The following is a 14,605-nucleotide window of genomic DNA, read 5'->3' on the forward strand; positions in this document are numbered from 1 at the left end:
AAACTTAAAAATTGCTGTTTTTACTTCTTCTTGATCGGAATCCACAGCTCGCAGAATATATCCGGCCTGGTTCCGTCATAGTAAAGTTCATAGTCAGTCTCTTCAGAAGCTTCATAGCCCATCTGCGGCAAAAACTCCTTATAGAACTTTACCCAGGTCTTTGCGATGCAGTCGCCGTCTTCGCCTACACAATCAAATACCACATACGTACCGGGATTGACGTCCCAGATGCGGAAACCTTTTTTCTCCAGATCTGCCTGATCAAACTCTTTGGTATCCTCATCAATAATGATGCCGATACCGTATTCAAAAGTATCTTTTCCTTCCTTCGTCGGGCTGCAAAGGCCGTATAGGTCGCGCTTCCCGTCCTCTCTCAGCATATGTATCGGAGAAAGCATCTGCTTACTGTTGCACTCTCCCCAGAAGTCAGCCACATCGTGGTTGGCTTCGTCGTTGATAATAGCGTTGCTGAACTCCCTTACCAATGCGATAAACTTCTTTTCCTTTGTCTGAACAATACGATAATCCATACTCTTACCACCTTTCACAGATATAGTAATCGTAAGCGGATTAAAAAGCACAAGTTTGCCGGCTTCTTCTCTGGCAGTTTTGGGCGCAACACCATGAAATCTTGTAAAAGCTTTGGTAAAACTTTCCGGTGTCTCATAGCCATACTTCATCGCCAGATCGGTGATCTTCGCATCGGTCTCCACGAGCTCTTTTCCCGCCAAAGACAAGCGGCGGTTTCTTATATACGCGTTGGCCGTCAAGCCCGTCACGAAACTGAAAGCCCTGTGAAACTCATAGCTCGACGTGTGCACCTGCCTTGCTACATCTTCATAGTTGATCTCCTCGAGAAGATGCTCCTCAATATACGTGATGGCTTTTTGTAATGCTTCGATCCATTCCATGCTTTCGTCCTCCCTCTTACACAATCCATTATGGACGAGATCCGTAATAGGTACATTTCCTCGTTTGCGAAGATTTGTCAGGTGGCTGTCCTGCTTCTACTTATCTCATATCCTTCAGCACCTCAATCCACTGAGCCAGATTATCTCTCTTCATTTCTTTTAATGCACGTAAGTATACGTCAAATGCCATCGGATCATTGTCCTTCATAAATCGCAATGCCTTCTTCGGGCCGTGATAGTATAGATGCTTTATATCAAAATAGATTTCCAGACTATCCATAAGAAGCCAGTGCCACCTGTAATAGCCTTCCGCATCCTCTCTGACAGTTCTTGCAAGCATCTTTTCGCACCACTTAATTTCTTGCTCTATCTCATCATCAGATTTCGCCGAAGTCTGGTCTATATGCTCATTTACTTTTCTTATTAAATTTTCTGCCACTCCGTTCTGATCCTGAATTACAATGCCATCAAACACCTGCAGGAACTTCCCCGGATCATACTCGGAAAAAAACTTTTTCTCCGGATAAATCCAGACATCCAAAACAGTATCCACAACTGCGGACGAATCATGCTTTTCACAATCACCGGCAATCACAAGCGCATCAAAATCACTGTTCTCATTGGCACTGCCATCTGCATACGATCCGTACTTGATAATTGCAGTAGGATTATATGTATTTCTAAGGTACTCCACTATTTTCTGCTCTCTGTTTATAGTCATATCCATAGTCATCACCTTCGTAAAAAAATTTATGGCGCCTCATCTGTACCGGTTTTAGCGCCGATTCTTCAATGTCCCTATATATTGCAGCGAGTTTTCGGCGGAATTTATAAATTTGCATTTTTCGCTGCCATAATTAAAGCCAATACTTGCTTTTCAACAGCGATTATTATAAAACTGTTTTTTCCCGCTGCCATAATCAAGACACAAGCTTGCTTTTCGACAGCGGATTTTTGTAAAACTATATTTCCCGCTGTCACAATCAAGGCACAAGCCTACTTTTCGACAGCGGATTTTTGTAAAACTATATTTCCCGCTGTCACAATCAAGACACAAGCTTGCTTTTCGACAGCGGATTTTTGTAAAACTATATTTCCCGCTGTCACAATCAAGGCACAAGCCTACTTTTCGACAGCGGATTTTTGTAAAACTATATTTCCCGCTGTCACGATCAAGACACATGCCTACTTTTCGACAACGGATTTTTGTAAAACTATATTTCCCGCTGTCACGATCAAGGCGCAAGTACTCTTCTCGACAGCAGGAATCATATATTTACTTATTTCCACCGTTTATTCGCCGATTTCCTTTTTAATCATGCACCCGGCAATCTTACTTTAATATTGCCTATAATCAAACTAAATTTACTTTCTCACCCCAAAATTCAATATTCCATTTATTGTGTGAATTAAAAAGAACGGGCCTGTTGCTCCAACCAATAGATAATTGCTCTTCCACAATCCAAAGAAAAGATAGTACAAAGGAACCGCCGCGAATTGGCTTAATACTATCAACCATCCACGTTGATATCCGCTGTAATAAAATGCCCATCCCACAAAGTTCATCAGTATCATTAGAATGGTTAAGCAGAAAAAGATTTTTTCTCTTGCAGATGCTATCGAAAAAATTTTCACATCATCCCTCACGATCAGCATCAGCAAAATCATGCACAGAAATCCAAATATACCCTGAACCGTTTCAATACATTTAATCTCATTTTGCATGTTCATTATCGGATTGGATGCAGGTTTTATCAACGGCATTATCATATACGGAATCTCCTGTATACAAAACGCCGCAACGCCTATAAGCGATATTCCCAGATAGTAATTTTTAAACAAGTGTATGAATTTCAACATGGTTGTCCTCTTTCATATTCTATAAAGGTCTTATTCTTTATCTATTATTTTTAGTGGCTCATGTTCTCTTCCAGAACAAAACAGTTATATCGCCTCCAGAACATTTGCTTATTATAATTATTACTTGGTGCCACCAGTAATTACGGTAGGCGGTTAGTCCTTCAATCGGAGGACTGTGACCTCCGTTAATCATAGAAATCTCTCATGAGAAATCTTTGTTGGAGGAACTTGCTTATGCTCACCATCACCGCACAGTATCGTCAAACCAATGTTATGCTTTTATATTAGATTTATTATGTCGTAAATATCCCCTAATCAGCTCTATATCTTTATGGTCTTTTTCTCGTCCCAGTTCCTTCTTCATCTCAAGTAGTCCCGCAATCGTGATAACCGGAATACCTTCAACCTGTGTAACCGTATCATTTATCCAGTTTTCAAAAATCTCGATATGATCACTATATTCGAAATGTCTGTTACCACTTTCAGTAAGCCTGAAAGAAAAACCATCATTTTCTAATCTGTCTGCCATCTTTCGATTACATCCAAGATCGATATCTGATGTCTGTTCCTTAATTCCATATAATGCCATTGCACTACCGGCAAGCACCCAATAATCTTCTCTGCTATACGGAAATGCTTCTAATTCTTTTATTATTTCTGCTTTATCCATTGTCACCTGCTGCCGCTATTTCCGGCGGAATTATAGTAGTTTCTCATTAACAATCAAGGAATATACCGACTTCGGAAAAAGGATTCGCTATCAGGCCTGTTTCACGGTCAACATTGTACCTAAGTTCAGTATATTTCTCTATTTCTTCATTTAAAGAATTAATTAAATAGCACTCATATAGTGTCCTTTTCCATCTATCTTCCGCATTTGTAATCACACATCAACTTCACGGTATAAGCTTAGTTGCATTATCTTTTTCTGACAGTATAAATGTATCTTGCCATCTTCTTTGCAAACAGATCAAAAGATTCCGTCGCACAGTCTGTCTGCGCCATCAGCATATCAAACCACTCGGTGCTGCCTTCTTCCCTGAAGGCCTTTTGGTACAATAATGCCGTTTCTCTCTTCTTTCTCAGAAGATCATAAGTCTCTTTTGTAATGTCTTCCACTTCATATGGGATTCCGTTCTTTTGTAATGCTCTTGCAAGGATAGTCGTATCCTTATTATCTGTCTTAGGCATTACATCACCTTCCTGATAGCATATAAAAAATACGCCGCTTTTCTTCAGCCACCCGATTGCCTGTAATAAGAACTTTTCCATATCTGGTGCAAAATACATTGTGTCCATGGAAGTTATTACATCAAACTGCTCCGGCGGATAATCAATCTCCCCTATACTTCCAATGCGAAACTCCGCATTTGTTCTAAATAGTTTTCTTGCGGTATTTATAGCATTCGCAGAATAATCAAATCCGTGTATGTACGCATTTGTTCTTTTTTGCAGATACCCCAACATCTTTCCGTTTCCGCATCCCACATCAAGCATATGACTCTCCCGGCCTGTCGGAATATGCTCGACAATTCTGTCTATCTGCTTAATATCGCTGAACCCATCCTGCGAAAAATCATCTCCGAATGCATCCTTACAGAAATATCTGAATGCATCGGAGTGTTCCGCCATTTCATAAAAATGCTCATATTCATTGTAAAATAACTTATCGCCGCTCATGTCTCAGTACTTTCCCGAATCATTCTTACATCGCCTCTATCTTAATCCCCAATTGTCCAATCTGATTTTGGACTTCATTCAGAAACTTCTCACAATTCTCAGTTACAGAGTACTTGAAGTAAATCTCTATTACTGCAAAAGAGAATTGTTCATTTGGATAGGTCGCCTCATATTGCCTTGACTCAAGATAAGAAATGTAAGCATTAATCTTATCTTGCAGAAGATTAAGATGCTCAAACTCACTTAATGCATCCTCCCCCTCCCATAACAAATGATCTGTCAGCAAAAGAACTATCGCGTTTCTCTCCTTATCTATTGCTATTCCGTCAATTATGTTTGGATTGTCTATTGCCATATCATTTTCTCCTCTAATTCAGATTTGCACCCTGTTTCTTCTATAGCCTCTCTTTTAGCCGCATCTTCATTTGATTCACCATACTCAATCCTTCCTGCGGGCACTTCCCATTCAAGGCGGCCTACAGTGTATCTTCTGTTCTGAATAAGAAGAATGTTATCTTCCTCATCAAAAATAACAATTGCAACAGCCTTCTTCGGATAATGAATCTGATAATAATTTTCTGTTATTTGCCCGCTTGGTTGGGCCACTCTGTCAGAATATAAACATACATGTTCGCTTTCATATATAGTTGTTCGACCTAGTCGCTTTGGCATAAGTTCTTCATTCTGCATTTTCTAATCCCTTTCTGAAGGATAGTGCACTCTTAGCTCCTTTATGCATCCTCCTCATACAAGCACAGAAAAAGAGGCTTTTCAAAGAATCCACTTCAAAAAGTCTCTTTTCGCTTTAGTTTTTCTTTTTTGATGCTACATATTCATCAAACAAATCTTTTCTATACTTTGAATCTTTATTTGCCTTTTGAACATCTGAAGCTCTATTGTTTTCAAACAGCCAATCATAAAGTTCTGTAATGTCTTTCTCACACTTATCATAGCCCTTATCATAGCCGGCTTTAACACCATCCTCATAACTCTCTTCCTGTATAACCTGAAGATGTCTCTCAGCACTATATCCTAAAACACCCATCTCAACGACCTCCTCTTTATTCTCAAGCAAGAAATCTTTAAGAATGTCCTCAGAAATACACTCATCTATTGCTCTTGATATCGCTGAGCTAATGACCTCTTTCTGAGTAATGTCATTCATGTCGATAATATCGTTCATTTCTTTGTTTCTTTCTTTAGCTTCTTTAATACATTTTCGCACTTTCGATACAAAAATGGAATACTCTTTGAGGGTTTTACAGTCCTCCATTCCTTGTTTAACAAATCTTCCCAAAATCTCAACTGGTGACTAATCATTGTTAAGGATTGAATTTATCGCACTTTCATAATCTTTGTCTATAACAATCTGATCCTGCTGAAATCTACCGAGATACTCACTGTTTGCTTCTTTTATCCATCTAACGGTACAATCCGAATCATCGAATCTTGCTTCTATGTCAGATCCATGTTTTACAATATCCGCAAAATGTTTCTCGATATACTCATCAGTCATGACAAGACATATAAACTTTATCTCTGATAAATACTCTTCACCAAACCATGTTCTCCAGTCTTCTGGGACATAGCATCCTTCAACAATGAGATTCTGCTTGTTTTCTATGGCAGTTTTTATCATTTCACTGACTATCGGCCAAAGATAACCCGTAAGCTCTTTATCATCACATGGTGTAAGTTCCGTGTTGCCACTTCTTATTAAACCCATTTTCAAATGATCTATAGACAAATAAGGATATTTGTATTTTTCAAGCAGCTTCTGCGCAAGAACTGTTTTACCGGTATGAGATGCACCTGTTATCAATATAATCATTTTGATAAGGCTCCAATCCATTTTTAAAATAATGACATCTTAAATGAAATTACAGAAATCCGCACTAGCTGCGGATTTCGTGAGAAAGTGATTCAAGAGTCAACCAAGCCCCATCGACGAAGTCGATTTTAATTGGCTTGGTTGATGCATTCTTGAACTTCATGTTCAAGAATGCATAGAAATTTGATTTTGATAAGTGACCATTCCGGGACTCTTTTCAGCAATGCACTTCCCCGTATCCGTTTTTCCAACGCCCATGGGGCCGTTGATGAGATATACTTTCATATCCGATTACTCCCAGCAGCATATTTCCGAATCATCTCCAGTCCTCCCATTGGAACGCAGAATCTATCATCACGCGGCGGCAAACATGCCTTATAAACTTCTTCCAAATCAAACCACTCGACGCTTTCAAGCTCCTCTTTTTGAACCACAAGCTTGCTTATATCAACCTTCTCTTCATAGACATAAACAAAGGCAATCTCACTGTCTTTGAACATCTTGCCATGGAATTCTTTTTCAAATCCGATAAAAAAAGTTCCCACAAAATGCAGCTGTTCTGCCAAAGCCTCAATTCCAAGTTCTTCCGACAATTCTCTTAATGCGGATTCAAGTGGCTCATCTCCCGCCTGGATATGTCCTGCAGAAGAAGTGTCGTATTTTCCAGGAAAAGAATCCTTATTCAGCGCCCTCTTTTGCAATAAAACTTCTTTCTTCCCTTCATTGTCACGAATAACCCAAATATGCGCAGTCCTGTGCCTGATTCCCTTTGCATGGGCTTCGGAGCGGGAAACTGTCTCGCCTGTAGGATTGCCGTTTTCGTCAACTATATCAAATAATTCTTCTGCCATTTCTTCTCCGTCCTTATAAAATCGAACCTATAACCTCTTTAACACTTCCATCGCAACAAACAGCTTGCCGATACTATGATTGGCTTCATTAAGACCTTCTATCACATATCCACTGTCTGAAAGGACATCCCCGGCCTCAAGAAAACAATACAACTCCAGCCCATAAAAAGAGCAAAGAGCCTGAACTCCGGCTATTTCCATTTCTACAGCGATGCAACCTTCTTCACGCCTTTTTGCCACAAGTCCTTTTGTTTCTCTGATCATAGAGTCAGTCGTCCAAATGCGACCTTGTACATGTGGTACATTCAGTTCACTGAATATCTCAGCCAGTTTATCACTATTTGTTATATCAATGTAATCCGAAGCGGGTGCATAATAAAAAGAGCATCCTTCACCTCTGTACGATTGTGTGGGAATGATAAACTTTCCATCCGTCTTCTCATTGTCCAGACTTCCGCAAGAACCAAACATCACGAACTTCTTTGCACCTGTCTGCCAATGAACTTCATAGCAAGTCCCGGATGCAACCGCAGATCCTATGCCCGTCAAATAAAAAGCCACTTCCTCATCGCCAATGTTCATGGCGTAGATTGGCGTGTTCCCATTGCATGCGGTGATCAGTCCGATTTCTCTGCACTCATAATTGTTCAAAAGATACTCATGTATTTCCTTTGAAAAAACAATGATGCACTTTTCTACTATTTCTTTTGGACTTCCATAAAACGCAGCCAATTGCACAACAGGTTCCGTATCAATATCATAAAAGTCATTTAACATAGATTATCTCTCCTCCCTCTGTTTGTCATACTCCGAAATATTTTTTCCTAGATTACAATTCCAACGTATATTAACGTAGCAATCTACATCAATCACCTACAGGTATCTCAGTATTCAAACTTTTATTGCGGTAATTGAGATTTGTCCTTAGCGAATATCCTTGCCGTTCCCAAAATTCATTTGCAGTATCATTATCCTTAAAAACAAGTCCGAATATCTTCTGAATCCCTTCTTTTTGTAGAGCGTCTTCAGCTGTTGAAACCAGTCGTCCGGCAATTCCTTTACGCCTAAAGTCAGGATGAACACACATATGATGCACAATCGCACGCCTGCCATCATGTCCGGTCAATATTACACCGACTATCTTTTCATCTTTCTCAGCAGCAAAACATGTATTGGGATTTCGCTTTAAATATCTGTCAATTCCCTCTCGTGAATCATCGATCGGATTCAGCGCTCTTCTGCTCTGCTCCGTACTATTCCATAATTCAAAAATCGCATCATAATCTTGAATTGTGACTTTCCTAATCTTGTAGTCCATAGCCTCTCCTGAAATATTGATATCTTATATCTATTCTTAAATCATTGATGCCACTCTGCAACCTTGAGATTTTAAATATCTTCACAACAGATTATCTCTTATCCTTACCCTGCTTGATTACAAACATCTTCAATTCTTTCTTATACGTCTCGCTAAAAAACTCATCTTTCAGCATCCCTCCGCATTTCATGATCACACCGGCGGATGCGACATTCTCTTTTTCGCAAGAAATCAGGACTTCGTCGACGCCCATCCTGTCGTAGATCTTCAGTGCCTTAAAAAGAATCTCCGTAGCATAATGCTTGCGACGCTCGGTCGGTCTGACCGAATAGCCGATATGGCCTGCATCTTTTTTACTGAAATTAATCAAAGAAAGACGCAGATTAATCATCCCTACTATCCTTTCATCTTCTTCTCTCACGCAGAAATACGTAATCCTCGGCACATCAAATTCGGCAACATTGGCAACATCCATATATCCGATCACATTTTCAAGCCAATCTTCATATGTTGATTCTTTTAAAAAATAATCCAGACCGCCGGCTCCGTTTATCTCAGAGCCGTACTCATAGAATTCATTTATGTAATCAATTGCCTTTTCTTTATAATCAATTCGTGGAAAAATCAGTTTCATTCTATCCTCCGGAACAAAGAGTCCAAAAACTCCGCAATTTCTCTGTTTACCTGCTCCGCGTTGTCGCCGTTTGAAAAATGCGATGCATTCTCAATGATGTGAAACGGGTAGCCGGTATTCTTTGCCCAAGCCTTGCAATACTGTGGGACTTTCCCTGTTCTGTCCTTATCGCCAAGCAAAATAAGTACAGGACAAATTAGGTCAACATCTCTGTTTTCCTGCGCAAACTTTCCGTACGCAACGTCCATCTGCTCTATGATCTGCACTTTAGACATAGGCGCCAGAATTTCCAGCATTTTATTATATGAATAATCTGTCAGCGATATAGATCTCGCCATGCTCTTTCGAAGCGCTTTATCAGTGAACATTTGAGCCATCGGCTTGACCTTCGAAAGGCACCACAGATCAAACTTAGAATAATATTTTTTTCCAAAAGGTGTTGTATCAAGCGCTATGAAACATTGCGCTTTTTGGGGATACATATGAGCAAACATCTGCGACGGATATCCGCCTAGCGACATGCCTACCAATGCCGCAGATTCCACGACCTCCTGCTCCAATATGCTATTAAGATCCTTTGCAGTATTTTCAAAAGAGAAATCCCTGTAATTCATAGAAAGCCCATGAAGCGGCACATCCCATGTGATCACAGTATATTCTTTTTCAAAGAAAACGACCTGCTTCTCAAACATTGTATGATCCGCAGTAACTCCGTGAGTAAAAACTATAGCTCCCTTAGATGTTTCTTTTGGCCGCGAAATCCAGTAATGAACTTCTCCGCCAACTCCGTGTATTGTCTTATGTTCCATCAGTTTCCCTTACTCCACAACTCCACTTTCCAAAATGGAAAACGTATTTTTATCGCAATCTATTTCCGCCTGTGCCCCATAGGGTAAAATAAACATTGGTGATGAATGGCCAAAATTAAGTCCATACATGATAGGGATCTTGCAAGAATACTTTTCGGAAACGATCTGCCTTATGATCTGTGCCTGTCCGGTAAAAGATCTTTTCTCATTAGCCTTTCCGATGATAATGCCGTTTAATCTATTCAGAATTCCCTTTTTTCCCAATTTTTCAAAAAAAGTCTCTATAAATTCTTCGTCAAAAAATTCCGGAATGTCCTCAACAAAAAGAATTGCATCTTCATAGTCTTCAAGCATCGGCTCTATCGCTGTATCCTCAAGTTCCATGATACCCGTGTGTCCGCCAATCAATCGTCCCGCTATCCGCCCCTGGCCTTGTATAATTTCGTATCCGATACTCGGGTAATAATTTCTGATCTTTTCGGGATAAAAATTATCAGACGGCTCAAATGTCCACTCGTCCGCAGGTTCTATATTTCCAAGAATTGAACTGTCAAAAAATGCTTTTATAAACCACTTCTTACTATACTCATGCCACCCTGCCTGATCTGCAATCTGTGTCAAAAGATTATCCCCATAGAAAGTTGAAAGGCCACACTTATAGCACAGAAGGTGAATGTTCATAACGTCAGAGTAACCAATAAAAATTTTAGGATTGTCAGAAATAGATTTTGGATCAATATAAGGAATAAGTTTTATGCTATCACACCCTCCAACATTGGCGATGATCGCATGTACATCCTTATTCTCGAAAGCCCACATGATATCTTCTGCTCGTGCCTGCGGATTTTTCGCCAAATACTCGGAACCTCTCATAGAATTCGGAGCGGCGATAACATTAAGCCCCAAATCTCTAAGTCTTGAAGCGCCTAACTCATATTTCCACTTTATGCCTTCATCTCCGGCCCAACCGTTACAAGGGCTGATTGTTGCTATCGTATCCCCAGGCTTTAGTCGATGCGGCTTTACCAGCTGTCTCATAGTCTCTCCTGAAATATAGATATTGTAATTATCGCTTGCAAAAAATGATCCACTAACCCCGTCCCTCGGAGTCCATTTCCTTCTCAAGCCACTTCGCAACTCCGTCCTCATTGTTGGAAAGAATTACTCCGGTGGCAACTTTCTTAAGGTCCTCATGTGCGTTGCTAACCGCATAGCCTTCGTCGGCGGCTTGAAAAAGGCTTATGTCATTTTTGCCGTCGCCAAAAGCCACGACTCTATCGCAGCCAATCATCTCGCGCAGCTGCTTAACGGCATTTGCCTTTGATGCGGTCTTGGGCAAGATCTCAAGCCACTGATCGCCGGTATAAATATCTTTTTGAAAAACGCAGTGATAATCATGCTTGTACGCCTCATACATCGGTGCAAGCTTCTCAGTCTCGTCGATACAGGAAATGTAAAAGATATTTCCTTTTTTCAGATCGTTATAATCGTCAATTGCATTGGTCCTGATATCGCCTTTGCGGGAATTGATAAATGTATTCATGCCCTTTGTGCAAAGCTCAGGGACAAAAGAAAATTTCTCTTTTCCGGCAACAATCCCATACACGATCGGATATATATCATGCGAAAAAAGATTATCCAAAACATCATTCACACTCTCATCAAAGTAATTTGCACGAAGCACTTCCTCTGTGACATTATCGATGATAAATGCGCCGTTATAAACAATCAGCGGTATCTTGGCGTTAAGCCCCTTCGTTACCTTTTTTGCAGTGATCAGCGAACGTGCCGTTGCATAGGAAAAGAGCATTCCTTCGCTCACAAGTCTATTTATCGTATTGTTCGTGTACTCCGACATCTGCTCGTCACTTCGAAGCAACGTACCGTCCAGGTCTGATACATATAATGTCTTCATTCAAGCATTCTCCTGTTGTCTATCAAATTAGCTCTCTCTTAGTCGGGCAATCATAAATGTAAATATTAATCGCCCAACTTAATCCCAACTATAGTAATATTCGGCAAAATCTACATCTCTGCCATTTTGCCGAATACTACATCTTTTTATTTCCCTTTTATCTCTATCCTGTCAAGAATTCCCTGAACTCCAACATTTTGATGCGTAAGATACATTCTCGCCACATCTTCGACAAAAGAGGTATCTACGCCGGTTTTCTTTTGTATCCTGTCAAGGCTTACGCCCTTGTCTATGAGCTTCATGATCTTTGATACCTGCTTGTAAACATCATCATGCCCGGAAACGGCGGCGCCTGCTGCGGCTATCTCTGTTGCCTTGGCATGTCCGTAATATACAACCTTGGGATTAGCTTTAAGAATCTTGTTCCAGCTGTCTTCAATCTGAGTTTCCCTGTGAAGTTCGAGCTCATACAAAGGATTCAGATCTCCCACAAACACTTCTCCGCTATCCAGGCACAAAGAAATGCTGTCGTCGCTGTGCCCCGGCGTACTCAGGATTTCCCCGTCGATTCCGACCGCCTTAAGAAACTCGCGGCTTTCCGAAATCTGCAGAATCCGAACACGCTCATCTGCTATTGGTACAAAAGCTGTATCTTTTTCTTTTGCAAAAATAACATCCGAATCATGCACATGATCACGCTGCAAATCCATGACCACCACAACCGGCCCGAGATCAGCTATCTCCTGCGCAATCCCCATATGGTCGGGGTGAAAATGAGAAATCAGGATATAATCAATCTCCTGTGCCGACACATGCAGCTCACCAATTGCTTTGCAAAACGCAGAAAATGTCCCTGCCCAGCCGGTATCGAACAAAATTTTCCCGCTGTCACCCTCTATCAAAAATGTATTTGTATTTGAATACTTCAGCTCATGTATTTTCATATTTTAAGAAGAAAGCGCCTGCTCAAGCGCCTTTGAAAGCTGATCTGCGCACGATGTACCTCTTCCGCCACAGTCATTTCCCTTAAGAATCTCTGCCGCATGCTTCGCATCCTGTCCCTCAAGAAGTCTGCCGATAGCTTTGAGATTTCCGTTACATCCGCCTGTAAAACGAAGACCTGAGATCTTGCCACTCTCATCAAGGTCAAAATTAATTTCTGTAGAACATACTCCCTTAGGATTATAAGTATAGTGCATAAGATATTCCTCCATGTTTCAAAAAATGTTTTACGTATCAAGAAGTCATGATGCGATTTATGCAAGCATAATCGCATTATGACCTTTTGCCCCTATCATCATAATATTTACAATCATACAATTTCTTTTGTTTATATGAAATATGTTTTTTCTCACAAATTGTACTGCATGAAATTTCCGTTGTGCACAAAGCCGCACGCTGTATAGAGTTTGACGCCCATGTCGGACGCAGTGATCTGAATTGCACCGCAGCCGTACTGCCTTGCTTCATCTATAACTTTGGTCAAAAGATTTTTTGCAATCCCTCTTCGCCTGTAGCCCGGATCTGTGTACATGCTGGAAAGAAGTCCTATCTTGCCACTCGGACATCCGAAATACGGCGGCTTCTCGACAAAAGACATTCCGCTTGTTCCCACAATCTTTTCGTCATCAAGTGCAAGCCATGATACAAACGTCCCGTCATGGAGATGTCTTCTGTAATAGTCATTCAGCGCAGGGCGCAGATCGATGTCATCCTTCGCCCCTTCTTCGCGAAGCTGCGTGATTCGCATTTCAATGAAAATTGCGAGATCCTCGTCTGTTAATCTTCTATAGATAACACTATTCATGTTCACCTCCCGCGTGCTGCTACGTCCTTTGCATGGATTCGTCGGCTGTAGTGCATCGTCGTTTAAATAACCGGCTTTTTTGCGTACATTGACTAATTTGATGTTTTTTCTTGCTCTTAGTCACTCAAGTCCTTATCTACTGCCTTTAATTTCCTCTACTTTTTGACTAATTCGGCACTTTTTCTTGCTCTTAGTCACTCAAGGCCTTCTCTACCATCTTTAATTTCCTCTACTTTTTGACTAATTCAGCACTTTTTCTCGCTCTTAGTCACTCATGTCCTTCTCTACTGCCTTTAATTTCCTCTACTTTTTGACTAATTCGGCACTTTTTCTTGCTCTTAGTCACTTAACGACTTCACTACCATCCTCAAAATCCATCCGAACAAGCGCCTTCCCGTTCGGCAAACACTCTTTCAACCTAAATCTCAAAGAATAGCCCACGCGCTCCATCACTTCCGCCAGCTCTATCTCATCCATCTGATGATGGACCTCTTCGAGCTTGTCAAAAGAATGCACATAGGGCGAATCGGAAACCCAGTTGCAGACATCATCATTGATCTGGATAACGCAAGATACAAAGCGCGGATTCACCGTGGAAACCGCCTTCACAAAAGCATCATAGCCGATGTACTCAATCAGCAGATTTGCTATCAAGAGCTCTGCCTGCGGCAACTTATCCGGTTCAGAGACAAGATCCATCTTAAGAAGCTTAAGCACTCCCAAATCCGTCATTCCTGCAAATCTTGCCGCCACAGCATCAAGATATTTCTCATTTATATCAACGCCGTAAACAATGCTGTACTTGCCGCAATCAACATGCTCCAGACCGTTTCCGCCCGCAATACCAAGAACCATCGCTGTAGTCACGGGATACTCGTCAAACTGCGCTTTCATCATCGAATTAAGCGTCTGAAGCTGCTTTACGGAATCAAGCTTCATATGATTCTCGTAATCCTCCAGCCCAATCTCTTCCCATGGATTCTTCATCG

At 40.9% G+C, this 14,605-nt stretch carries 20 protein-coding genes; all 20 read right to left on the minus strand.

Features of this window, described 5'->3' with window-relative positions; translation table 11 throughout:
• Nucleotides 1-20: 20 nt before the first annotated feature.
• Nucleotides 21-911, minus strand: coding sequence for an AraC family transcriptional regulator (locus T356_RS0113000; protein WP_026514853.1), 891 nt, complete (start codon nucleotides 909-911; stop codon nucleotides 21-23).
• A gap of 100 nt (nucleotides 912-1,011) precedes the next feature.
• Nucleotides 1,012-1,638, minus strand: coding sequence for a nucleotidyltransferase domain-containing protein (locus T356_RS0113005; protein ID WP_051563434.1), 627 nt, complete (start codon nucleotides 1,636-1,638; stop codon nucleotides 1,012-1,014).
• A gap of 638 nt (nucleotides 1,639-2,276) precedes the next feature.
• Nucleotides 2,277-2,771 carry a hypothetical protein gene (locus tag T356_RS0113015; RefSeq protein ID WP_026514855.1) on the minus strand — a complete coding sequence of 165 codons (495 nt, stop codon included), beginning with the start codon at nucleotides 2,769-2,771 and terminating at the stop codon, nucleotides 2,277-2,279.
• A gap of 271 nt (nucleotides 2,772-3,042) precedes the next feature.
• Nucleotides 3,043-3,441 carry a hypothetical protein gene (locus tag T356_RS0113020; protein WP_026514856.1) on the minus strand — a complete coding sequence of 133 codons (399 nt, stop codon included), beginning with the start codon at nucleotides 3,439-3,441 and terminating at the stop codon, nucleotides 3,043-3,045.
• A 248-nt stretch (nucleotides 3,442-3,689) separates the two neighbouring features.
• Nucleotides 3,690-4,451, minus strand: a complete 762-nt coding sequence (locus tag T356_RS0113025; RefSeq protein ID WP_026514857.1) for a class I SAM-dependent methyltransferase — start codon at nucleotides 4,449-4,451, stop codon at nucleotides 3,690-3,692.
• Between the two features lie 25 nt (nucleotides 4,452-4,476).
• Entirely contained in the window at nucleotides 4,477-4,806 is a 330-nt protein-coding gene (locus T356_RS0113030) for a DUF6572 domain-containing protein (RefSeq protein ID WP_026514858.1), read from the minus strand.
• Nucleotides 4,797-5,141, minus strand: a complete 345-nt coding sequence (locus tag T356_RS19460; RefSeq protein WP_051563435.1) for an NUDIX hydrolase — start codon at nucleotides 5,139-5,141, stop codon at nucleotides 4,797-4,799. The genes T356_RS0113030 and T356_RS19460 overlap by 10 nt, the downstream gene beginning before the upstream one ends.
• A 115-nt stretch (nucleotides 5,142-5,256) precedes the next feature.
• Entirely contained in the window at nucleotides 5,257-5,634 is a 378-nt protein-coding gene (locus T356_RS0113040) for a hypothetical protein (protein ID WP_155839039.1), read from the minus strand.
• A gap of 129 nt (nucleotides 5,635-5,763) precedes the next feature.
• Complete coding sequence (locus T356_RS0113045; protein ID WP_026514860.1) at nucleotides 5,764-6,282, minus strand: AAA family ATPase; 519 nt, start codon at nucleotides 6,280-6,282, stop codon at nucleotides 5,764-5,766.
• A 281-nt stretch (nucleotides 6,283-6,563) separates the two neighbouring features.
• Nucleotides 6,564-7,133: an NUDIX hydrolase gene (locus T356_RS0113055; protein ID WP_026514861.1), complete on the minus strand. Its 570-nt coding sequence runs from the start codon at nucleotides 7,131-7,133 to the stop codon at nucleotides 6,564-6,566.
• 27 nt (nucleotides 7,134-7,160) lie between these two features.
• Nucleotides 7,161-7,910 (minus strand): nucleoside phosphorylase, encoded by a 750-nt coding sequence (locus tag T356_RS0113060; protein WP_026514862.1) that lies wholly within the window; start codon nucleotides 7,908-7,910, stop codon nucleotides 7,161-7,163.
• Between the two features lie 88 nt (nucleotides 7,911-7,998).
• Nucleotides 7,999-8,451 (minus strand): GNAT family N-acetyltransferase, encoded by a 453-nt coding sequence (locus tag T356_RS0113065; RefSeq protein ID WP_026514863.1) that lies wholly within the window; start codon nucleotides 8,449-8,451, stop codon nucleotides 7,999-8,001.
• 91 nt (nucleotides 8,452-8,542) lie between these two features.
• Nucleotides 8,543-9,085, minus strand: a complete 543-nt coding sequence (locus tag T356_RS0113070) for a GNAT family N-acetyltransferase (protein ID WP_026514864.1) — start codon at nucleotides 9,083-9,085, stop codon at nucleotides 8,543-8,545.
• Nucleotides 9,082-9,894, minus strand: coding sequence for an alpha/beta fold hydrolase (locus T356_RS0113075; protein WP_026514865.1), 813 nt, complete (start codon nucleotides 9,892-9,894; stop codon nucleotides 9,082-9,084). The genes T356_RS0113070 and T356_RS0113075 overlap by 4 nt, the downstream gene beginning before the upstream one ends.
• 9 nt (nucleotides 9,895-9,903) lie before the next feature.
• Nucleotides 9,904-10,932, minus strand: coding sequence for a S66 family peptidase (locus T356_RS0113080; protein WP_035781144.1), 1,029 nt, complete (start codon nucleotides 10,930-10,932; stop codon nucleotides 9,904-9,906).
• 52 nt (nucleotides 10,933-10,984) lie between these two features.
• Nucleotides 10,985-11,809: a Cof-type HAD-IIB family hydrolase gene (locus T356_RS0113085; protein WP_026514867.1), complete on the minus strand. Its 825-nt coding sequence runs from the start codon at nucleotides 11,807-11,809 to the stop codon at nucleotides 10,985-10,987.
• 146 nt (nucleotides 11,810-11,955) lie between these two features.
• Complete coding sequence (locus T356_RS0113090) at nucleotides 11,956-12,753, minus strand: MBL fold metallo-hydrolase (RefSeq protein WP_026514868.1); 798 nt, start codon at nucleotides 12,751-12,753, stop codon at nucleotides 11,956-11,958.
• A 3-nt stretch (nucleotides 12,754-12,756) separates the two neighbouring features.
• Nucleotides 12,757-13,008: a TIGR03905 family TSCPD domain-containing protein gene (locus tag T356_RS0113095; protein WP_026514869.1), complete on the minus strand. Its 252-nt coding sequence runs from the start codon at nucleotides 13,006-13,008 to the stop codon at nucleotides 12,757-12,759.
• Nucleotides 13,009-13,160: 152 nt separating this feature from the next.
• Nucleotides 13,161-13,616, minus strand: coding sequence for a GNAT family N-acetyltransferase (locus tag T356_RS0113100; protein WP_026514870.1), 456 nt, complete (start codon nucleotides 13,614-13,616; stop codon nucleotides 13,161-13,163).
• Nucleotides 13,617-13,958: 342 nt separating this feature from the next.
• Nucleotides 13,959-14,603, minus strand: a complete 645-nt coding sequence (locus T356_RS0113105; RefSeq protein WP_026514871.1) for a hypothetical protein — start codon at nucleotides 14,601-14,603, stop codon at nucleotides 13,959-13,961.
• Nucleotides 14,604-14,605: the final 2 nt, after the last annotated feature.

Origin of the sequence: Butyrivibrio sp. LB2008 (genome assembly GCF_000621565.1) — a bacterium.
In the GTDB taxonomy this organism is placed as follows: domain Bacteria; phylum Bacillota; class Clostridia; order Lachnospirales; family Lachnospiraceae; genus Butyrivibrio.